Genomic DNA, 21,687 nt, shown 5'->3' with positions numbered 1-21,687 from the left:
ACTCCATCCACGGGCGCGCCCCGGCCATCGCCACCGGCCTGGCCACCTCCCGTGAGGACCTGTCGGTGTGGGTCGTCACCGGCGACGGCGACGCGCTGTCCATCGGCGGCAACCACCTCATCCACGCGCTGCGCCGCAACGTCAACCTGAAGATCCTGCTGTTCAACAACCGGATCTACGGCCTGACCAAGGGCCAGTACTCGCCGACGTCGGAAGAGGGCAAGGTCACCAAGTCCACGCCGATGGGCTCGCTCGACCACCCCTTCAACCCGGTGTCGCTGGCCCTCGGGGCGGAGGCGAGCTTCGTGGGCCGGGCGCTGGACTCCGACCGCAAGGGCCTGACCGAGGTGCTGCGGGCCGCGGCCGAGCACCGCGGGTCGGCGCTGGTGGAGATCTACCAGAACTGCCCGATCTTCAACGACGGCGCGTTCGACGCCGCCAAACACGCCCCGATCTCGTTGCGGCACGGCGAATCCATCCGCCACGGAGACACGATGCTCACCCGGCAGCCCGACGGCGGTCTCGCTTTCACCACCGGCGGCGACCCTGTCATCCACGACCCCGCCATCCCGGATCCGTCCCAGGCCTTCGCGCTGTCCCGAGTGGACGCAACGTTCACCGGAGTCTTCCGAGCCGTGGCCCGCCCGGCATATGACGACCTGGCCCGGGCGCAGATCACCACCACCGGACAGCTGGAAACCCTGCTGCGCGGCAAGGACAACTGGGAGGTCACGTCATGACCAGCGTGCTCGTGCTGGGCTCAACCGGTTCCATCGGTCTGCAAGCACTCGACGTGATCGCCGCGAACCCGGATCTCTTCCAGGTGGCCGGTCTCGCCGCGGGCGGCGGCAATCCGGCGCTGCTCGTCAAGCAGGCGGCCCAGTTCGGTGTGCCGGCCATCGCGGTCGCCGGTGCTGAAGCCGGCGAGCAGCTGCGCGACCTCGGGTACACCGGCCGGGTCCTGACCGGGCCCGACGCGACATGCGAACTGATCGAAACGACGACCGCCGACGTTGTTCTCAACGGCCTGCCGGGCTCACAAGGTCTCCGGCCCACGCTCGCGGCCCTGGCCACCGGCGCCCGATTGGCCTTGGCGAACAAGGAATCCCTGATCGCGGGCGGCGCGCTGGTCATGAAGGCGGCCAAGCCCGGACAACTGGTGTCGGTGGACTCCGAGCACTCGGCGCTGGCCCAGTGTCTGCGCGGCGGCCGGGCCGATGAGGTGTCCCGCCTGGTCCTCACGGCCTCGGGCGGCCCGTTCCGCGGGCGCCGTCGTGCGGACCTGGCCCAGGTCACCGTCGAGCACGCGATGGCCCATCCGACCTGGTCGATGGGCCCGTTGATCACGGTCAACTCGGCCACGCTGATCAACAAGGGCTTGGAGCTGATCGAGGCCCACTTGCTGTTCGACGTGCCCTACGACCGCATCGACGTGGTGGTGCACCCGCAGTCCGTCATTCACTCGATGGTGACCTTCGTGGACGGCTCGACGCTGGCCCAGGCCAGCCCGCCGGACATGCGGCTGCCGATCTCGCTGGCCCTTGGCTGGCCGGAGCGCATCGCCGCCGCGGCCGCCGCCTGCGACTGGAGCGAGTTCACGAGCTGGACGTTCGAGCCGCTGGACGACAAGACGTTCCCCGCGGTGGAGCTGGCGCGTAGCGCCGGCCAAGGTGGCGGCTGCCTGCCGGCAATCTACAACGCGGCCAACGAGCAGGCCGTCGCCGCGTTTCTCAGCGGCACCGGCGGTTTCCTCTCGATTGTGGACACCGTCGCCACTGTGCTCGAGGACGCCGGCGGCTGGCGGCACGAGCCCGACACGGTCGAAGAAGTCCTGGCGGCGGAGCACTGGGCCCGAGCGCGGGCCGGCGAAATCCTGGCGGCAGCTCGTGCCTGACATCGGAGTGCGGGTGCCCGCGAAGATCAACCTGAGCCTGTCGGTCGGTCCGCGCCGGCCCGACGGCTATCACGACCTGACCACCGTCTACCAGGCGGTTTCGCTGTACGACGAGGTCGTCGTCAGCAACGACGGCGCACCGGGCCTGCGACTGTTCGGCGAGGGTGGCAGCCTTGTGCCGACCGGTCCGGACAACCTCGCGTGGCGTGCGGCCACGGTGTTGGCGGCGCATGCAGGCTGCTTGGACCGTCTCGCCAGCCTGCAAATGGTGCTGTACAAGGAAATTCCAGTGGCGGGCGGTATGGCGGGCGGCAGCGCCGATGCCGCTGGCGCCCTGGTCGCGCTCACGCGTCTGTGGGACCTCGACATTCCCGATGCCGAACTGGCGGTCATCGCCACGGCGCTGGGCTGCGACGTTCCGTTCACACTGGTGGGCGGGACCGCTCTGGGCACCGGTCGCGGTGAGCGCCTCATGCCCCTGCCTGCGGCGACAACTCTGCACTGGGTCGTGGCGCTGAGCCGGCATGGTCTATCGACTCCGGCGGTGTTCGCGGAACTTGACCGAATTCGCCGCCATGCCCGGCTGCCTCGTGCGGAGGCGCCCATCGGCCTGATCAAGGCGCTGGCCGATGGCGGACCGAGGGACATCGCCCCGTACCTGGAGAACGATCTCCAGGTGGCGGCCGTCAGCCTGGACCCGGGCCTGGCGACCACCCTCGCGGTGGGGCAGGCCGCCGGAGCTGTCGCCGGACTGGTCTCCGGCTCCGGTCCCACCTGCCTCTTTCTGTGCGAGAGCCGGGCCGCCGCGGCAGAGGTCGCCGCCACTCTTGAATTGAAGGCGCACTGCCGCCAGGCGCTGGTGGTGCGGTCGCCGATTCCCGGTCCGATCGCCAGTCGCGGTGTCGAAATGCCCCGACAGCATTCCTGGACGGCGTGACGCCGGAAACCGTCTCCGTTACCAAGGGAAATTGGAAGGATGACCATGACCTACGTGATCACCGAGGCCTGCGTCGATCTACTCGACAAGGCGTGCATCCAAGAGTGCCCCGTCGACTGCATCTACGAGGGTGACCGGATGCTCTACATCCACCCCGACGAGTGCGTCGACTGCGGCGCCTGTGAGCCGGTCTGCCCGGTGGAGGCCATCTACTACGAGGACGACGTCCCCGACCAGTGGAAGGACTACACCAAGGCCAACGCGGACTTCTTCAACGAGCTCGGCTCGCCCGGCGGCGCGGCGAAGATCGGCAAGACCAGCGACGACCCGTCCTTCGTTGCGGCGCTGCCCGTGCGTACCACGACGGGCAGTGGGTCGACGTCCTAGTCCGGGTCGAGCTGGCCGATTCGCATCGCGTGGCCAACGGCTTCCGATCGATTGTGCACGCCGAGTTGCGACAGTATTCTTCGTATTCCCAGGTATATCGCGCTCTTGCTGCAGTCCATTTTGCTTGCGATCTCGTCCGTTGTGTGCCCTTCAGAGATCAGGCGGAGCAGGATCTTCTCCTGGCGATCCAGATTTACCGCGTCGAGTTCGTTCGGCCACAGGGCTCCGCGCCGCTTCTGTCTGAGCTGTGCTTGTAGTCTGGGGAGGTTTCTCGACGCGGGAAGCCTTGACTCCTGTGCTGCCGTGAGTACGGCTTTTATCAATCGACCTTCGGTGGTCGCCGAACATCGTGGCAGGATCGTCACGATTCCGTACTTCGCGAGCGTTGACAGCTCTGCGAGAGGGATCTCATTGCTGATCAGTACACTTCGCGCCGAGGATCGACCGGCCACCTCTCGTAGTGTCGTCATCGTCTCGTTGTCGACAACATTGGCCGCTACGACCGCCACGTCGGCGTCGGCGATGTGCTGATCTCCTAGTACGTGAACGTTCGCATTCGAGTGAAGGATGGCCGACAAACCCGTGTAGATGATCGGATCGGTCGAATATACGACAACTGCTATGGGCTCCATGTTCACCTTCCTTGGTTGGTTGTGTCCATGGAAGCCGCTGTTCATGAGAAGGGGCTCTCGGGTTGGAATTTTGTTCCGTCTGGCAGAACGAAGCGTCGAAGTGTGGTACGGAAGGGTAAGAGGTGCGGTCGAAAGTGACAGCACTCCTCCTGCCGATCGTCCCGAGGTAGACCTGACCTCGGGCCTCGCAGGTGCGGTGTCGGCGCGGAACTCGCGTCGCGGCGTTCCGCCTGACGGAAATGTTTGTTTGTCCCGGTGGGTCACTGCCGTACGGTCCGGCCGTGCGCGCATCGGGAATGCGGTCCGTCGCTGTGGTCGCTCCGGCGAAGGTCAATCTCTTCCTGTCCGTGGGTGGGTTGCGTCCCGATGGATTCCACGACCTGGTCACGGTGTTCCAGACGCTGTCCCTGACCGACGAGGTCGTGCTCAGTGAGGCCGCGCGAGGCGGGATCGAGATCGTCGGCGAGGGCCACGACGTCCTGGAGACCGGCCGGGACAACCTGGCGGTGCGTGCCGTCGAGGCGCTCGCCGACCACATCGGCATGCCGGCGGAGGCGGTTGACCGCGTGCACATCACGCTGTGCAAGCGGATCCCGGTCGCCGGCGGCATGGCCGGTGGCAGCGCCGACGCCGCAGCGACCCTGCTGGGCCTGTGCTCGCTGTGGAACCTGCGGCTGCGTCGGTACGAACTGGCCGAGGTGGCCGCCCGGCTGGGCAGCGACGTGCCGTTTCAGCTGTACGGCGGCTGCGCGCTGGGCACGGGGCGCGGCGAGGTGATCACCGAGGTGCCGGTGGCCCACGCTTTCCACTGGGTGGTCGGGGTCGATCAGGGCGGCCTGTCGACCCCTGAGGTATTCCACGAGTTCGACCGACTTCGCGCGCTGCGACCGCGCCGGCGCGTGTCCACGCCCGAGGCAGTGCTCGACGCGCTCGAGGACGGCGACCCGGTCAGGCTGGCCCCGGCGCTGGTCAACGACTTGCAGGAAGCCGCGCTGGCGTTGCGGCCCGACCTGAGGCACACGTTGGACGCGGGGGTCGATGCCGGCGCCCTCGCCGGCATCGTCTCGGGCTCCGGCCCCTCCTGCGCCTTCCTCTGCGTCGACGAGGAGCACGCCGCCGGTGTCGCCGAGCGGCTCGCGGCCACCGGCCGTTGCCGGGTGGTGCATGCCCTGCGCGGGCCGGCGGGCGGGCCCCGCGTGCTCTATCGGGCAACCGCGGCCGACTAGATCAGCCGGTTCCGGCCGCGCGGCGCACGAAAGTCTGAATTGCCGCGGTCAAAAGTGCAGTCGCTTGGTTCCGCCCTTGTCGGCGGCCACTTTGCAGTCCCTGCGCAGGTAGATCTTGAGTGTTCTGTCAGGAGGAACGAACTTTTGTCCGGCCCTTCCCGACTGTGTCAGTGTGGCCAACAGAACCGAACAATGCGGTGCCGGGAAATTGGCGAACTGTTGCGAGACAAGGCCGGGTGTGACGAATCCCGGTCCTTTCCGACTATGGTCTGGAGAGACTGATGGGCATCGTGATCGTGAAACGATCGCAGCGCGTCGCCGGCCCGGCCCTGCCGACCGGGGAGGTGGAGCTGGCCGAGCCGCCGGTGATCGGCGAGCCGGCCGGTCTCGACTTCGGCTCCGTCCTGACCTATCTGCCCATGGGGTTGGGCGCTGGTGCGATGGCCATGATGTTCTCCTCCGGCGGCGGCTCGCCCATGAGTTTCATGAGCTCGGGAATGATGGGCGTGTCCATGGTGTCCATGAGCGTCACCCAGATCGGGCGCCAGGGCATGGAGCGCAAGCGCAAGATGCGCGCCGAGCGCCGCGACTACCTGCGTTACCTGGCGCAGCTGCGGGGACAGGCCCGCGCCGCCGCCGACCAGCAGCGCGCGGCCTCGCGCTGGGACAATCCCGAACCGGCTGCGCTGTCGTTCTTGATCTCGGGTCCGCGGCTGTGGGAGCGCCGCGTCGGTCACGAGGACTTCGGGCGGGTCCGTATCGGCTTGGGCGCGCAGCGGGCGGCGTTGGAGTTCGTGCCGCCGCGCACTCGTCCGATCGAGGAGCTCGAGCCGCTGACCGCGATCGCGTTGCGTCGCTTCATCCGCGCCTTCCGCACGGTCGACGACCTGCCGATCGCGGTCGGCCTGCGCAGCTTCACCAGCGTGGAGTTCGCCGGTGAGGCCGGTCCGGTGCTGGCCCTGGTCCGGGCCATGCTGCTGCAGCTGGCCGTGCTGCACTCGCCGGACGACCTGAAGATCGCCATCCTGACCGACGAGTCCGGCAGCGCCGAGTGGGACTGGTGCAAGTGGCTGCCGCACGCGACGCACCCGACCGCTCGTGACGATGCCGGGCCGCTGCGTTTGCTGTCCGATGATCACGATTCGCTGATGGACCTGCTCGGCGCGGCCGTCACCGACCGCCCCGACTTCGACCGCACCGTGCCGCCAGGTCCGAACGAGCCGTTCCACGTCGTGGTGGCGCACCGGGTGCAGATCCCCGAGCACTCGCGGCTGCTGGACACCGGGCTGCGCAACGTGGTGCTGCTGGACGTGACCGGCGGCATGCACGGCGGCCCGGACGTGTTGCGGCTGACCGTGTCCGGCGCCGAGGTGGAGTTCCCGGCCGGCGAGAGCACCGGCAAGGCCGTTGTCGACGCGGTCAGCGTCACCGACGCCGAGAACGTGGCCCGCCAGCTGGCCCCGATGCGCACCAGCGGCACCGTCGACCTGATCGAGCAGCCGCTGGAGAGCAACTTCGACCTGACCGCGCTGCTGGGCATCCGCGACGCGCGCGGCTTCGACGTGCAGACGCAGTGGCGGCCGCGGCGCAATCAGAAGGCGCGGCTGACCGTGCCGGTCGGCGTCACCGAGAGCGGCGAGGTCGTCGAGCTGGACATCAAGGAGTCGGCGCAGGGCGGCATGGGCCCGCACGGGGTGCTGATCGGCGCGACCGGCTCGGGCAAGTCGGAGTTCCTGCGCACGCTGGTGATCGGCCTGGCCGCGACGCACTCGTCCGAGGTGCTGAACATGGTGCTGGTCGACTTTAAGGGCGGCGCCACGTTCATGGGCATGGACAAGCTGCCGCACACCAGCGCCGTGATCACCAACCTCCAGGACGAGCTGCCGCTGGTCGACCGCATGCAGGACTCGATCAGCGGCGAGATGAACCGCCGCCAGGAGTTCCTGCGCCAGCACGGGTATTCCTCGCTCTACGACTACGAGAAGGCTCGCGCCGGCGGCGCGCAGCTGTCCCCGTTCCCGGTGTTGTTCGTGGTGGTGGACGAGTTCTCCGAGCTGTTGTCGTCCAAGCCGGAGTTCATGGACCTGTTCGTGCAGATCGGCCGGTTGGGCCGGTCGCTGGGCGTGCACCTGCTGCTGGCCTCGCAGCGTCTGGACGAGGGCCGCATCCACCGGGTCGAGGGCCACCTGTCCTACCGGATCGCGCTGCGCACCTTCTCGGCCATCGAGTCCCGCAGCGTGATCGGCGTCGCTGGCGCGTACGAGCTCCCTTCGGCGCCTGGCCACGGCTACCTGAAGATCGACACGACCAACCTGGTGCGGTTCAAGGCCGCCTACGTCTCCGGGCCGTGCCCGGACGGCCCCGCCGGCGCGGCCACTTCGACCCAGACCAAGGCGATCGCCGACATCACCTCGTTCGGCCTGCGGCCCGGGCGGATCAGGCGTCCCGAGGACGACGAGCCGGAGCAGGTGGCCGAGTCGCGCGCGGACTCCGCCAACGACGACGAGGACAGCCTGCTGGACGTGATCATCAACAAGCTGGTGGACCAGGGCCCGCCGGCCCGCCAGGTGTGGCTGCCGCCGCTGTCGGAGTCGCCCAGCCTGGACGAGCTGCTGCCCGGCATCGTGCCGGACCCGGTGCGTGGCATGACCGCGCTGGACCACCCGGCCACCCGCTCGCTGCGGGTGCCGCTGGGCATCGTCGACCGCCCGTACGAGCAGACCCGTGAGCTGCTGGTCGCGGATCTTTCCGGGGCCAACGGCCACGTCGGCCTGGTCGGCGCGCCGCAGTCGGGCAAGTCGACATTGCTGCGGACGTTGATGTTGTCGCTGGCCCTGACCCACACGCCGGACGAGGTCCAGTTCTACTGCCTCGACCTGGCCGGCGGCGGCCTGGTGTCCACGGCCGGCCTGCCGCACCTGGGCTCGGTGGCCACCCGGATGGAGCGCGATCGCGTGCTGCGCACGGTGGAGGAGCTGGCCCAGCTGCTGGAGCGCCGAGAGCAGGTCTTCACCTCGATGGGCATCGACTCGATGGTGGGCTACCGGTCGGGCCGGGCGTCGGGGGCGATCAAGGACCCCAACGGCGACGTGTTCCTGGTCGTGGACGGCTGGCAGACCCTGCGCTCGGATTTCGCCGACCTGGAGCCGCGGGTCACCGAGCTCGCCTCCCGCGGCCTGGCCTTCGGCGTGCACGTGGTGGTGGCCGCGAACAAGTGGTCGGAGATCCGACCGTCCATTCGGGACCTGCTGGGCACCAAGCTGGAGCTGCGGCTGGGCGACCCGATGGAGTCCGAGCTGGGCGCCAGGGTCGCGGCCCGGGTGCCGGAGCAGGCCGGCCGCGGCCTGACCAACACCAAGTTCCACTTCCTGGCCGGCCTGCCCCGCACGGACAGCTCGTCGGCCACCGACGACCTGACCACCGCGACCAAGGCGGCCTGCGAGGAGATCGCCACCTTCTGGACCGGCCAGCGCGCGCCCGAGGTGCGACTGCTGCCGGGCCGGCTGCCGATGGCGGACCTGCCGGCCCCGGAGGAGGCGCGGTTCTGCCTGGGCATCGACGAGCAGCGGCTGGCCCCGGTGTGGCACGACTTCGACCAGTCGCCGCACCTGTCGGTGTTCGGCGACAACGAGACCGGCAAGACCAACGTGCTGCGGCTGATCGCCCGCAACGTCATCAGCCGGTACCAGCCCGGCGAGGCCAAGATCCTGCTCGCCGACACCCGGCGCCAGCTGCACGAGGAGGTGCCGGAGGCCTATCGGGTGGGCTACGCCGTCGACCCGGACGCGCTGACCGACCTGATCGGCAACGCCGGGGCGTCGATGGCGCGGCGGATGCCCGGACCGGAGATCACCCCGGACCGACTGTCCAAACGGGACTGGTGGACCGGGCCGCAGCTGTTCGTGCTGGTCGACGACTACGACCTGTTCGTGTCCGGCGGCGGCATGGCCTCGCCGATGCAGCCCCTGATCCCGTTGCTGGCCCACGGATCGAGCATCGGGCTGCACGTGGTGATCGCGCGCAGCAGCTCCGGCGCGATGCGGGCGATGATGGACCCGCTGCTGCGCCGCATGTGGGAGCTGGGCAACCCGGGCGTGCTGCTGAGCTACCCCAAGGAAGAGGGCAAGTTCCTCGGCGAGGCCAAGCCGCGCACGCTGCCGCCGGGCCGCGCCCAGCTGGTGACCCGACGTGACATCCGCCTGCTCCAGACCGGAGCCGTGTGATGACAAGGACCGACATGAACAGCTCAGCACTTGCCGAACCGGGCCAGAACGTGGTTCCCGGTTCGGGTTCCGCCGACCAGTGCCGCGTCACCGTGCACGGCCCGGACGGCCGCGCCGACCTGGCCGTCCCCACCACGGCCACCATCGGCCTGCTGGTGCCGGTGGTGGTCCGGCACGTCACGCGCCAGTCCGAGGAGGGCCGGTCCTGGGTGCTTCAGCGCCTCGGTGAGTCGCCGCTGCCGTACGACGCCACGCCCGAGCTCGCCGATCTCCGCGACGGCGACGTGCTCTACCTGCGACCGGCTGAGGATCCGCTGCCGGAGCTGACCTACGACGATCTGGCCGACGGCATCGCCGAGTCCATCGCCGCCCGCGCCGATCGCTGGCAGACGCGGTCCACCCGGCGGGTTCTGCTGGGACTGACCGCGGTGGCCGCACTCGCACTGGGCGCGGTGGTGGCGCTGTCAGGCGGATCCATCGGACCATCATCTGTCTATTGTGGACTGATCGCGCTCGTGCTCGGGGGTGTCGCCGCCGCGATCGAGCGGTTCGTGGCCGACACCACGCTGTCGGTCGTGGCCGGCGCTGCCGCCTGCGGATTCGCCGGGCTGGCCGGTGTGCTGATTCCCCCCGGCCCGGCGACCCCGTCGAATCTGTTGTTCGCCGGGCTCGCAGCCGGCGTCGTCGCCGCGGCGCTGGGCTTCACCACCCCGCGTGCGACCGCCGTCTACGCGACGATCGGCGCGCTGAGCGCTGCGGTGGTCGGCGCCTCGGTGCTCATCTTGACCACAGTGCTGGACGTTCCGGGTGCGGTGAGCGTGGTCACGCTCGTGCTGTTCCTGCTTGGCGCGTTCGGGCCCCGGCTGGCCATCCGCTACGCGCAACTGCGAGCGCCGAACCTGCCCCGTACGGCCGAAGAACTTCAACAGAGCGTCGATCCCGAGCCGGCGTCGGTGCTCGCCGGACGCGTGGCGGTCGCGGACGGGCACCTGACCGCGATGATCCTCGCCAGCTCCGTCGCCGCCGTAGTCGACGCGGTGCTGCTCGTCCAAACGCCGGGTTGGCTCGGCGTCGTGCTACCACTGCTCGTCGGCGCCGTCGCGCTGCTGCGAGGGCGCTCCCTGCGATCGGTGTGGCAGCGTGGCGGGACGATCTGGGCGGGCGCACTCGTGTTGTCGATCGTGCTGGTGTCGTCAGTCACCTCTGCGTCGATGTTCGGACGGGTGGCCGCGCTGGTGATCCTGATGGCGGCCTGTCTCCTGCTGCTGTTCAGCGCCTGGCGGCAACCGACCGCGCGACTGCGTCCGATCTGGGGGCAGCTCGCGGACATGGCCGAGCTGTGGAGCGCGCTGGCCCTGCTTCCGTTGCTGCTCGTGCTCACCGGCACGTACACCTTTTTCCAGGCGTTGGGGGGCTGAGCCGCGATGCAGAGCCGACGCGACCATGTCCAGGCCTACCAGTTCGCCACCACCAGACTGGCCACCGCGCTGGTCACGGGCGAGGCCAGCACCTCGGAGCAGCCGATGCGCCGCTCGGGCATGGGCTTCGTTTTCGGCGCCGTCGTCGCGGCGCTGGTGTGCGGCGTCTTCGCGGTGATCGGACTCATCAGCCCCGGCGCGGCCACCGACTGGAAGTTGCCGGGATCGATCATCATCGAGAAGGAGACGGGAAACCGGTACCTGTTTCTCAACGGCACGCTGCTGCCGACGCTCAACACCACGTCGGCGATGCTCTACTACGCCGGCGGCAAGGCCCAGCCGGTCTTTCGAACCGTGTCAGAGGCTTCACTCGCGGGCGTCCCCCACGGCCGCGCGGTCGGCATCCCTGGCGCGCCGGACTCGTTGCCCGCGGCGAAGAACCTCCTGCCGGCCCGATGGGCCGTGTGCGTCGCACCGGAGCAGAGCGCGCCGTCGATGGTGGTTGACCTGGGCGGCGTCGGCACCGCGCCGATGCCCCCGGACGACAAGATGCTCGTCGTCACACCGGACGGCGCCGAGTACGTGCTGTGGCACGGCACTGCCTACGGCATTGCCTCCCGGACCGTGCAGGTCGCGCTCGGCCTGGGCGACGTGCAGGCGACGGTCGTGCCGCCGAGCTGGATCAAGACCGTCACATCGGGCGGTACGATCGACATCCCGGCGATCCCCGGCGCCGGCGGAGCCGGCCCGGTGATCGAGGGCCAGCCCATCACGATCGGTCAGCTGATCTCCACGGTCATCAACGGCCACACGCAGTACTACGTTCTGTTCGGGGACGGCGTCGCGCCGCTCAACGCCACCACGTTCGCGCTGCTGGCGGCTTTGGCGCCGGCGTCTCAGCTGCGGGGGATCAGCGCTGCCGCACTCGCCGGCCTGCCCGTGTCGGCGCAGAACGCGTTGTTGCGAGCCGTGCCCGACCTGGCCACCATGCCCCTCTACCGGGCCGGCCAGTCGGCGGTGTGCGCGCAGCAGTCCTCGTCCGGCAGCGTCGTCAGCCCGAGCACGCTGGTCACCGAGCAGCTGAGCGTGCCCACCGGCACGACCGTGAAAGTGCCCGCCGGCAAGGGAATGCTCGCTTCGGCGCCGGCCAGCGGCACCAGCACGGCCCAGGAGTACCTGATCACCGACGTGGGGGTGAAGTTCGCGCTGTCCAAGGAGGCGACCCAGGCGCTTCAGCTGCCGGACACGGTCGTGAGGGTGCCCGCACAGGTGCTCGCGGCCATCACGGCCGGCCCGAATCTGGTGACGGGACCTGCCGTGCTCGCCGCGAGTCCAGCGGGAGGGCAGTGACATGGCGCTCGGGTCAAAGCTGCTTGCGTGGGCCGGCGAGGTCAGCGGCGTGCTGCCGAAGGTCGTCTGCGTCGAAGCGGGGCACTCCCTGCTGGTTCATCTCGAACAACGACTGAGCCAGTCGGCGCTGACCTTCGCCCGGGCGATCGCCAAGGATCCCGACCACACCGTGGTGGTCATCGACGTGCCGACCGACGGGCCGGTCGCGCTGTGGCAGGCGATCGAGTCGATACTGCGCAAACGGCGCGGCAGCTTCCGGATCGTGCTGGGCGAGCACACGCGCGAGACGGCGATGATGACCGCCCAGTGGCTGGCCGAACGCCTTGGGCGGGCGGTGGTGGTGCCCGACGGCGACGTCGTGATGGGCGCGGGCGGCACGTTGTTCAGCCCGCCGCTCGGCGGAGCCGGCTGGTTCCGCTTCGAGAAGGCGTTCCCACCGAGGCGTGAGGCGCGCCGCTTTCCCGAGCCCGCCTGGGTTTTCGCTGGTGTGGAGCACATCTGGCGGCCGGGGCCGGTCAGCCTGGTCGAGCCGCTGCCCGCGGGAGTGTGGGTGCGGGCCGCCGACTCCCCGGACGACAGCCGGCCCCTGCTGGTCTCGAGCCTGCCCACGGATCGTGAGCTGCTGACGGTCGTGCTCGGCGCGCCGCGGGCCCGGCCGGTGCCGTTGGCGGAAATCGCCCAGTTCTGCCGTTCGGTGCCGCCGGAGAGCCGCGACCGGCTGCGTTTCCTCCAGTACGGCCCGGTGGCCGCGCCACGGCCGTCGGTGGGACAGGCGCTCGCCGACCACCTGGGCCTGCCGGTGACGTGCTACGGCGGTGCGCCGACGGCGGAAGGCGACCTGCGGGTCATCGGCCTCGACGGCCGGCCGGGCTGGCGCTCCTTCGCCCGCGAGCTGCAGTACCGGCCCCGGATCGCCGGTGGGGGCCGAATCCTGCCACCGGAGGTGGTGGCCTGCGACAGCCCGGTGCCGGGCGCGGCGGAGATGTCGCCGGGTGTGTTCTGGTACTCGTCGGACGCCGTGGTCGAGGTCGTCCAGAGTGGACTGTGGATGCGCCCGCCGTCGGTCCCCGTCGAGGCCGACATGGTGCGGTCGGCCCCGGTCGATCCCACCCACGGCAACGTCGTCTTCGACACGGGGAGCCCGGGCAGCGCCGACCGGATGCAGACACTGGCCCGCGAGTTGGTCCACCTACTCGATCCCGCGGTCCGCCGCATGTTCCGGGTGCTGCCGGCCGACGCCGTGGTGGCGGCCGGGCGCCGTGTCGCCGCGACGAGCACTGCGAATGCCGCCACGATCCAGAGTCGGCCCAACCCGTCGACGAACACGCCGCTGTTGCCGGGGCGGAGCATGGTCGACACCCGCAAGGAAGTCGCCGCGCCCGCCCCGCCCCGACACGTCGTTCCGCTGCAAGCCGCGGCCGCACCGGCAATGCCGCCGCTGGTGGTGGATGTGGCCACACCTCCCCAGCCCGCGCTGGCGGCGGAGCGAACCACGGTCATCTCGGCCGCGACCATCGCGGCGGCCGCTCCCACACCGCCCGTGACCCCGTTCGACGACGATGCCCCGGGCACCGAGATACTCCGCACGCCGCCACCGGTCAACGAAGACGTTGTGGCACCGGCTCTGCCGGCCGGACTGCGACTGGAATCGCCGGCACCCGGGCTGGAGGCCGGGCGCGACGCGGCACGCGAGGTGGCGCCGGCAGTCGTGGCTGCACAGGTGGTGGCCGAACCCGTGGCAGTGCCGGCGAATCCGGTGCCCACAGGCAACATTCGGCTGGCCTTCGCGGCACAGCCCGTGCCGGCGGCGGCCGCGAGCGCCGTGCCGCCGACTCGAGGTCTTGCCGAGGAGCGGGCCTGGTTGCGCAAAGCGCTCAACGACCAGTACGACGTGGCCGCCAGCACGGTGTCCCGCATGCTGTCCGAGGTGCCCGGCCTGCGCGTGGGAATGGAAGCCGACGAGGTGCTGGCCGACCTGGTCGCGGTGCGGCTCTACCTGACCGGCGACACCGAGAGCGTGGACCGCGCGGTGCGCGGCGCGACGCCTGGGCCGCACGTGCCGATGGCGCGTTGTGTGTCCTCCGGGCTGCGGCGACTGCCGTCCTTCCGTGGCGCGACCCAGCTGTGGGCGGCCGCCGGACCGTCCGAACTGGACTGGTACCGCGATCGCGCGCTGGTCAGCGAGTGGGCTTTCCTCACGGCGTCCACATCCAGCCGGCCGCCACGGGAGGGCGAGATCGAGTTCCGGATCTGGGCCATGACCGCTCGCCGGACCCAGCTGATCGACGCCCGGGTGGCCGACCGCGTGCTGTTCGTGCCGGGCACCGGCTTCAAGGTGCTGGACGTGCGTGACGAGCCCACTCCGGTGGTGCTGCTGCGGGAGCTGTCCAGCGCCGAGATCGGTGAGGACGGCCAGGTCAACGCCGGTCGTAGCATGTTCGACGACCTCGCGCTGAACGGACTGGACCAGGCCGCCCAGGAGTGGGCCGCACGGCCGGACACGACCGCGCCGCGGCTCACCGCGACCGCCCCGCCCGGGCTGGTTTCCCTCGCTTCGGAGAGGACAAGCGCATGACTCGCCAGGTCCTGCAGGTGCCGGGCGCGTTCCGGACCATCTCCGAGGCGCTGGCTCGGGCGCGCGACGGCTCGGTGATCAACGTAGCCGCCGGTCGGTACGAGGAGACGCTGACGATCACCCGAGTGGTCAGCATCAGTGCGGAGCGCGGTCCGGGCACGGTCCAGTTGCATTCCGCCACCGGCAGCACGGTCGTCGTCGCCGGCGGTGCGGTGCAGCTGTCCGGTTTGGACATCAGCGGTGACGATGCCGAGCTGCCCGTGCTGGACGTCCGGCACGGCGAGGCGGCACTGGACAACTGCCGGGTCAGTGGCGCGGCGTGGACCGCCGTGCTGGCCAGGAATTCCAGTGTGCTGGCCACCCGGCAGTGCCGGGTGGAGAACCTGTCGGGTGCGGGCATCGTCGTCACGTCTCCAGGTGGCAGCTCTGTTGAGGAGACCACGATCGCCGAGGTCGGCTCGTCGGCGATGGTGGTCGCCGAGCAGGGCCGGGTGCAGGTCCGCGGTTGCCTGTTCGACCATGTGAAGGGCAATGGGCTGTGTGTCAACGGTTCCGCCGTCGGCCGGATGGAGGACACCAAGATCGTCGGTACCGGCAAGCCGGCCATCGTGATCGAGCAGGACGGCCGGGCCGAGCTGACCCGGGTGGAGGTTCGTGACAGCACCAGCCTGGACGCCTACCTCACCAGCACCGGCACGGTTGTGGTGGCCGACTGCACGTTCGTCGGTTCCGGTGGCCAGTCAGTGCATGTGGCCAACGGCGTGCGGCCGACCTTGAGCGGTTGCACGTTCAGCGACGTGGCTCGGCAAGCCGTGCACGTGACCGGTGGGGCCAGGCCGCGGATCGAGAACTGCACCATCACGGAGAGCCCGATCGGCCTGCTGGTCGACGCCGGCGCCGAGCCGATAGTCACGAACCTGACTGTCACGAAGGCTGAACAGGTGGCTGTTTTGGCCACTGGCGGGGGAAAGCCCCGTATCGACGGGCTGACCGTCACCGACGGCGGAGTCCGGGTGGTCGACTCCACAATCAGCCTTTCCGACGCCACGCTCACCGCCGACAGCGGCAACCTGCTGACCCTCGAAGGGACCTCGGCCGGACGGGTGCACGACATTCGGGTGCGGACCGCGGTGGAGGCGAAGCTGGTTCTGGCGGGCACGACGAAGGCCAGCTTCTCCTCGGTGATGTCGACGGGATGCTCGATCGAGATCGGCGCGGGCTGCCAGCTTTCCCTTGACGGCAGCGAGGTGCAGGATGTCAAGGGCGCTGGCATCGTCGTCGCCGACGGCGGCACGTTGCGGGCCACCCGCTGCCGTGTGCACCACAACTCCGGGCCGGGCATCGATGTCCGTGGCAGCGGAGTGTCCGAACTGGACGACTGCGAGATCTTCGACAACGAGGGCACTGTGCCGAGTGCCCGCCCCACGCCGGCGCCGGCGCCCCCAACGTCGGCGCCGGCACCCAGCCCGCGGACGACGGCCGGCGGCGAATCGGCGGAGCCAGCGCCCGAACCGGTGCAGCAGCATGGTGATGGCCCGTTGGCCGAGCTGCACAGCCTGGTCGGCCTGGACTCGGTGAAGGCCGAGGTCACCGGTCTGATCAACCTGAACCGGATGGCTCAGCGGCGTGAGCAGTTGGGTCTGCCGATGCCGTCGGTGAGCCGGCACCTGGTCTTCGCGGGCCCACCCGGCACCGGTAAGACCACGGTCGCCCGCCTGTACGGCTCGGTGTTGGCGGAGTTGGGCATTCTCCGGGAAGGCCACATGATCGAGGTGGCGCGGGCCGACCTGGTCGCCCAGTACATCGGCGCGACCGCGATCAAGACCACCGAGGTGTTCGAGAAGGCCCTGGGCGGCGTGCTGTTCATCGACGAGGCGTACACGCTGACCAGCCAGTCCGGCGGCTCCGGGCCGGACTTCGGCCAGGAGGCCGTGGACACGGTGATGAAGCTGATGGAGGACCACCGGTCCGACATCGTGGTCATCGTGGCCGGCTACACCGACCAGATGGAGCAGTTCCTGGCCTCCAACCCCGGTATGGCCTCCCGGTTCACCAAGACCGTGGAATTCCCCAACTACACGGTCGACGAGCTGGTGACCATCGTGCGGGGGATGGCGGCCAAGCACTACTACGAGCTCGACGACGACGTGCTCAACGCGCTGCACCGGTTCTTCGACAAGACGCCCAAGGGCAAGACCTTCGGCAACGGCCGCGTGGCGCGGCAGCTGTTCGAGTCGATGATCTCCACCCAGGCCTCGCGGTTGGCGATGACCGGCGGCGCGGACAACGAGCTGTCCCGCTTCGCCGTCAGCGACGTGCCGCTGGCCGAGGGCGACGACGGCTCGGACACGCCCGAGGACAACCTGCCGCCCGGGCCGAGCGCCCGCCGACTGTCCACTTTGGTCGGTCAGACGGCGGTCAAGGAGGCCCTGCTGGCCCGGCTGACCGGTCTGCTGGCGCTGAGCCGGCGTCGGCAGCCGCTCGGCGGACTGGCCAACCTGGTGCTGGACGGCCCGTTGGACACCGGCCGCCGTACCGTGGCCCGGCTGTTCACCCGCTCGCTTTCCGAGCTCGGGCTGCTGGCTTCCGGTGTGGTCACGGAACTTCCGCTGTCCGCGGTGCCGTGCAGGTTCGACGGCCAAGCCGAGACTCGACTTCGGGCCGTGGTCGAGGCCGCGGCCGGCGGAGCGCTGCTGGTGGACATCGATCTGCCGTTCCTGCGGCGCTCGGACACCGAGAAGACCCGCGTGGTCGCGGCCGTGCGTGCTGTGCTCGCTGCGGCCCCGGCGGAACTCGTGCTGCTGCTGTCCGGGCAGCAGCAGCTGATCAGCGCATTGCTCGGCGGCCGGTCCGAACTGGCCGGTCGTTTCGCCGAGCACGTGCGCTTCACCGACTACTCGCCGGCCGAGAAGTCCGAACTGGTCCACCGCTGGTGGGCCGAGAACGGCTGGCAGGCGGGGGAAGGCGTCGTGGCGGCGTTGGCGGCCGGGGCAACGGCCGGCGGCGTGCGCGAGGCGCACCGGTTCGCGGCGGCGGCCGCCGCGAACACCACCTCAAGGACGGTCACCACGGCCGACCTCGACGGCGCCGCGCCGTCGACCGAGGAACGCAAGGCGGTGCCCGTGCCGGCCTGAAGCGGCACGGACGACCGAGACAACCCCACGTGGTGACCGAGCGCACCACCGAACCATGAGGAGCTGACATGACCACTTCCGGTGTTGATCTCGCCGGCCTGCTCAAGACCGCGCAGGGTCAGGAACAGGCCCTGCAGGACGGCATGACGCAGCTGAACACCGCGGTGCAGCATGCCGAGTCGCTGGCCTCCGGCTGGCGGGGCGAGGCGTCCCAGGCTTTCCAGCAGGCGCTCAGCCAGTTCAACGAAAACGGCCAGGCCGTGCTCAAGGCGTTGCAGGAGATGCACAACGCCATGATGGGCACCCACGACGTGTTCTCCCAGACCCACCAGAACACCGTCGACCTGGCCAACCAGGCCAACAACCTGCTCTCCCAGCAGCCCGGCCTGCCCGGCTTCTGACCCTCACCCCGTCCTCGGCGCGAACGAAGGAGAGAACACGATGAGCACCTATTCCGTGCAGTTCGGCACCATGCAGGAGGCGTCGCAGGGCCTGCAGGCTGTCTACCAGCGCCTCACCCAGATCGGCGAGGACCTGCAGCAGCAGGTCCAGGCGGGCACGATCGAGTTCGAGGGCAACACGAAGAACGACTTCATGCTGGCCCAACAGAAGTACGAGCAGGCGCACGGCCAGCTGTCCCAGTCGCTGAGCGCGGCGACCGGCGTGCTCAACCACATCGACGAGAGCTACACCGGGGCCGAGAACCGCGGATCCCAGCTGTGGAACCGCTAGCCGCATGGAGGTGACACATGGCTGAGAAAATTGGTCGCGGCGCCAACAACGCCGCGAACTATGAGGATCCGGGCCCAGTGCAGCAGTGGGATCCTAACAATGTCACGCCCGACAACAATGGTGGCCCGCAACTCCCCGTGGGGTCGCCGCCGATCGTGCCGCCGCATGTTCCGTCGAACAGTGGCGACGGCTCGGAGACGTCGGTCGACACCGCGTCGATGAAGCTGTACGCGCAGAACATCATGCAGCTGGTGCCCTCGCTCAACAGCGCGCTGTCGATGCTGGAGAACATGAAGCCGGTAGCCGCCGGCGGGTTCTACCAGGGCAGCGCCATGCGCAGCCTGCTCACCGGGAACTCCGGCGAGGGCATGATGCAGAGCGGCTTCGAGACAGTCCTGAAGAAGCTGATGAAGGCGCTGACCGACGTCCACGACGCGATGCTGAAGCTGGCCACGGACTATGACTCGACCGAGGAACAGAACAAGATCGACCTGACCACGCTGAACCGGGTGATGTCCGACGTCACCACGGACATCAACGCGGTCGGCTCGGCGGGCACGAAGTTCGGCTCCGGCCAGTAACCGCTGGTGTCGCACGGTCGCGTGCGTGCTCGCGCAGGCGGCCGTGCCACCAGTGATTTCCCTGTCACATAAAGGTTGTCGGTGAAGGAGGAGGTGGGCAGAAGATGGGCGACGAGGCAACGGACAGCGGTAACAACCCGAATTTCGGCACCGGCAACGACGGCGCGGTCATCAGCAAGTACAAGGGCAGCGGGGCGCCCGACGACTTCGGCTCCTGGAGCTGGAAACAGATCGAGGCGGCGATCACTGGCATCGCGGCCGCGCACTCCGGTGACACGCAGGGCTTTCAGGACGCCCAGCTGGTGTCTGACCCGCAGACGCTCTACGAGGCGGCGAACACGCTCGAGTACGTCAAGCAGACGCTGCAGATGGTGCACACCAGCATCTCCGAGCAGACCGACGCGCTGGCCAACGGGGACCACGCGCCGTGGAAGGGGCCGGCGTCGCAGGCGTTCCGCCTGATGATGGACACGCTGGCCCAGAACGTCAAGGCGAACGCCCAGGTCCTGATGGGCGACGTCAGCGCGGACGACATCCCGAACCAGGTCAACCACAACGGCCAGCAGCTCGCTACGGCGATCAAGACCATCCACGACATCGACATCTGGTACGCCAACGAGGCCGTCAAGCAGGGGGCGTCCGTGGTCAACGGCCTCGTCATGGTGCACGAGAAGCCGAAGATCGTGGAGATGATGACGCACGACATGCGGCAGGTCATCACCACTCTGTCCAGCCACTACACGGTGACCAACGACGGCTTCACCCCACCGAACACCACCGACCCCAACGGGCCCACCGACGACACCGGCGCCGCCAACTATCCGTACGGTGTCACCGGCGACCCCTACGGTGGCGGCGATCCCTACGGCGGCGGCAATCCGTACGGCGACAGCACCAACATCCCGCCACCGGCGGATTCCCTCACTGATATGTCGACTGGTGGCAACGGCAGCGGTGATCCGACGGCTTTCCCGACGGACCTGGCTCTGGGTGGCAATGGCAGCGGTGATTCGACTGCTCTGCCGACCGATCTGCCGACCGGTGTCAACGGCCCCGGCGATCCGACCGCCTTCCCCACCGACCCGGCCTTGGGCGGCAACAGTGTCGACGGTCTCGGTGGCGCCAATGACCTCGCGCCGCCTTCGGTCAGTCCGTTCCCCGGCACCAGTGACCCGGGTGCCGGCGGCCCCAGCGCTTTTGTGCCGCCGGCGATCACGCCGTTCCGGACCAGTGACAGCGGCAGCTCGCCGAGCAGCCTTGACAGCCTTGCAAGTCCCGACAGCTTGCTCAGCGACAGCAATCCGTTCGACGACACCAGCGGCCTGGACACCAGTGGCCTGGACACGACGGGGCTGGACACGACCGGCTCCGGCGGCGCGGACGACCTTGCCCCACCCGTGGAGTCCTTCCCCGGTGGCGGCGGCGCGGACGGGCTCGGCGGTCCGAGCGCCGACGGCACACTCGACAGCGGGCTCGGCCTCAACGACCTGGAGACCTCGGCGCCGCCCGAGGTGGCCGGATTCCCCGGTGCGCCCGACGGCGTGCCGGTCAGCGACGGCGGGCTGAGCACTACGACCAACCAGCCGACGGGCGGCATGCCGATGATGCCGCCGGGCATGGGCGGCATGGGTGCCGGAGGCCAGCCCAGGGGCGACGACCGGTCCGACACCAGCGGTCTGCTGGCGCCCACGCCGTTCCCCGACGATCTCAGCCTCGGCGGCCCCGGACCGTCCGGCGTGCTCGACAGCACCAACGGCACGACCGGTGGTTTTGGCGGTCTGACCGGGCTTGAGGACGAGCCGGCCGCCCCGCCCGCCGTCACCGACCTCGTCGATCCGGCTGTGCCCAGTGGGTCGCAGCAGGTTCCGGCCGGCCAGCCGATGGGCGGCATGCCGATGATGCCGCCGGGTATGGGCGGGGGCAACCAGCCTAACCTTTTCGAGAAGTCCGACACGAGCGGTCTGCTGATGCCGGAGTCGTTTCCCGATGGAGATCCGCTCGGTCTGCCGGCCGACGGTGTGCTGGACACCGGCGGTGTTCCCAGTGGATCGCCGGTGGGTCTGGAGGCCCTGGCCGCCGCCCCGGCCACACTGCCATCCCCTCAGGACCCGACGTCCGAGGCGCCCGGCCCGATGACTCCGGCGCATGAGCCGTGGACCGACAACGCCGTCGCGCCGTCGCACTCGCCGATCCCGCCGTCGCGGCCGGACCGGATCGCCGTGGTGCGCGACGGCGACGAGGACTTCGGCGCGTGGGACGTCACGAATTCGACCTCCTCCGGGCTGCCGTGGGCGCTCGCCCGCCACCACGGTTCGGACGCCATCGACCCGTCGCCCCCGGCCGAACAGCAGATGGCGACCTGGCGTCCTGACAAAGGCCTGCCCGGCACGCAGATCCCGAGCGTGCCACCCGAGGTGCGCAGCTCGTTCGGCGCGCCCGACCCGGCGCCCGAGCCCGCCGCGGAGCAGCCTGTCGAGATCGACGCCGTCGAGCCGGCCGAGCGTACCTTCGCCGACCTGCTCGACCGCCGGTCCGACCAGTGGGAATCCCGTGGTTCCGACCTGCCCGGCGTGCTCGGCTGACCGCCACGACCCAGTG

15 protein-coding genes are annotated in these 21,687 nt (G+C 69.7%); 14 read left to right on the top strand and 1 reads right to left on the bottom strand.

The annotated features are described in order from the left end of the window. The 4 genes from ACIG5F_RS02940 to fdxA all read left to right on the top strand — a co-directional run. Positions 1-740 (top strand): thiamine pyrophosphate-dependent enzyme (locus tag ACIG5F_RS02940; protein ID WP_396515671.1); only part of this gene is annotated, 740 nt, incomplete at its 5' end. Continuing rightward, positions 737-1,894 carry a 1-deoxy-D-xylulose-5-phosphate reductoisomerase gene (gene dxr, locus ACIG5F_RS02935; RefSeq protein WP_396515670.1) on the top strand — a complete coding sequence of 386 codons (1,158 nt, stop codon included), beginning with the start codon at positions 737-739 and terminating at the stop codon, positions 1,892-1,894. The genes ACIG5F_RS02940 and dxr, both read left to right, overlap by 4 nt. A gap of 13 nt (positions 1,895-1,907) precedes the next feature. Then, positions 1,908-2,831, top strand: coding sequence for a 4-(cytidine 5'-diphospho)-2-C-methyl-D-erythritol kinase (locus ACIG5F_RS02930; RefSeq protein ID WP_396515669.1), 924 nt, complete (start codon positions 1,908-1,910; stop codon positions 2,829-2,831). A 45-nt stretch (positions 2,832-2,876) separates the two neighbouring features. Continuing rightward, positions 2,877-3,218 carry a ferredoxin gene (fdxA, locus tag ACIG5F_RS02925; RefSeq protein WP_396515668.1) on the top strand — a complete coding sequence of 114 codons (342 nt, stop codon included), beginning with the start codon at positions 2,877-2,879 and terminating at the stop codon, positions 3,216-3,218. Here fdxA and ACIG5F_RS02920 read toward each other — a convergent pair. Next, the gene (locus ACIG5F_RS02920; protein WP_396515667.1) at positions 3,215-3,895 is read right to left on the bottom strand and encodes a LuxR C-terminal-related transcriptional regulator; all 681 of its coding nucleotides are present in this window, start codon (positions 3,893-3,895) and stop codon (positions 3,215-3,217) included. The genes fdxA and ACIG5F_RS02920 overlap by 4 nt on opposite strands. A 251-nt stretch (positions 3,896-4,146) precedes the next feature. On the opposite strand from ACIG5F_RS02920, the gene ACIG5F_RS02915 reads away from it, so the two are divergent. From ACIG5F_RS02915 to ACIG5F_RS02870, 10 genes are all read left to right on the top strand, one after another. Beyond that, the gene (locus ACIG5F_RS02915) at positions 4,147-5,076 is read left to right on the top strand and encodes a 4-(cytidine 5'-diphospho)-2-C-methyl-D-erythritol kinase (RefSeq protein WP_396515688.1); all 930 of its coding nucleotides are present in this window, start codon (positions 4,147-4,149) and stop codon (positions 5,074-5,076) included. Positions 5,077-5,357: 281 nt separating this feature from the next. Next, positions 5,358-9,299 carry a type VII secretion protein EccCa gene (gene eccCa, locus ACIG5F_RS02910; protein ID WP_396515666.1) on the top strand — a complete coding sequence of 1,314 codons (3,942 nt, stop codon included), beginning with the start codon at positions 5,358-5,360 and terminating at the stop codon, positions 9,297-9,299. A 14-nt stretch (positions 9,300-9,313) separates the two neighbouring features. Beyond that, positions 9,314-10,717: a type VII secretion integral membrane protein EccD gene (gene eccD / locus ACIG5F_RS02905; protein WP_396515665.1), complete on the top strand. Its 1,404-nt coding sequence runs from the start codon at positions 9,314-9,316 to the stop codon at positions 10,715-10,717. A 6-nt stretch (positions 10,718-10,723) separates the two neighbouring features. After that, positions 10,724-12,067, top strand: coding sequence for a type VII secretion protein EccB (eccB, locus tag ACIG5F_RS02900; RefSeq protein ID WP_396515664.1), 1,344 nt, complete (start codon positions 10,724-10,726; stop codon positions 12,065-12,067). 1 nt (position 12,068) lies between these two features. After that, positions 12,069-14,642, top strand: coding sequence for a hypothetical protein (locus ACIG5F_RS02895; RefSeq protein WP_396515663.1), 2,574 nt, complete (start codon positions 12,069-12,071; stop codon positions 14,640-14,642). Next, positions 14,639-17,776 carry a right-handed parallel beta-helix repeat-containing protein gene (locus ACIG5F_RS02890; RefSeq protein WP_396515662.1) on the top strand — a complete coding sequence of 1,046 codons (3,138 nt, stop codon included), beginning with the start codon at positions 14,639-14,641 and terminating at the stop codon, positions 17,774-17,776. Before ACIG5F_RS02895 ends, ACIG5F_RS02890 begins: the two co-directional genes overlap by 4 nt. Before the next feature lie 68 nt (positions 17,777-17,844). Beyond that, the gene (locus tag ACIG5F_RS02885) at positions 17,845-18,177 is read left to right on the top strand and encodes a WXG100 family type VII secretion target (RefSeq protein WP_396515661.1); all 333 of its coding nucleotides are present in this window, start codon (positions 17,845-17,847) and stop codon (positions 18,175-18,177) included. A 40-nt stretch (positions 18,178-18,217) separates the two neighbouring features. After that, a complete protein-coding gene (locus ACIG5F_RS02880; RefSeq protein WP_396515660.1) occupies positions 18,218-18,508 on the top strand; it encodes a WXG100 family type VII secretion target in 291 nt (96 codons plus the stop codon). Between the two features lie 17 nt (positions 18,509-18,525). Continuing rightward, positions 18,526-19,089: a hypothetical protein gene (locus ACIG5F_RS02875; RefSeq protein ID WP_396515659.1), complete on the top strand. Its 564-nt coding sequence runs from the start codon at positions 18,526-18,528 to the stop codon at positions 19,087-19,089. Between the two features lie 104 nt (positions 19,090-19,193). Next, positions 19,194-21,671: a WXG100 family type VII secretion target gene (locus ACIG5F_RS02870; RefSeq protein ID WP_396515658.1), complete on the top strand. Its 2,478-nt coding sequence runs from the start codon at positions 19,194-19,196 to the stop codon at positions 21,669-21,671. Positions 21,672-21,687 lie beyond the last annotated feature (16 nt).

Source organism: Kutzneria sp. NPDC052558 (genome assembly GCF_044547355.1).
In the GTDB taxonomy this organism is placed as follows: Bacteria; Actinomycetota; Actinomycetes; order Mycobacteriales; family Pseudonocardiaceae; genus Kutzneria.
Note: the sequence above shows the minus strand (reverse complement) of the source record. Positions and strands in the feature narration are given on the sequence as shown.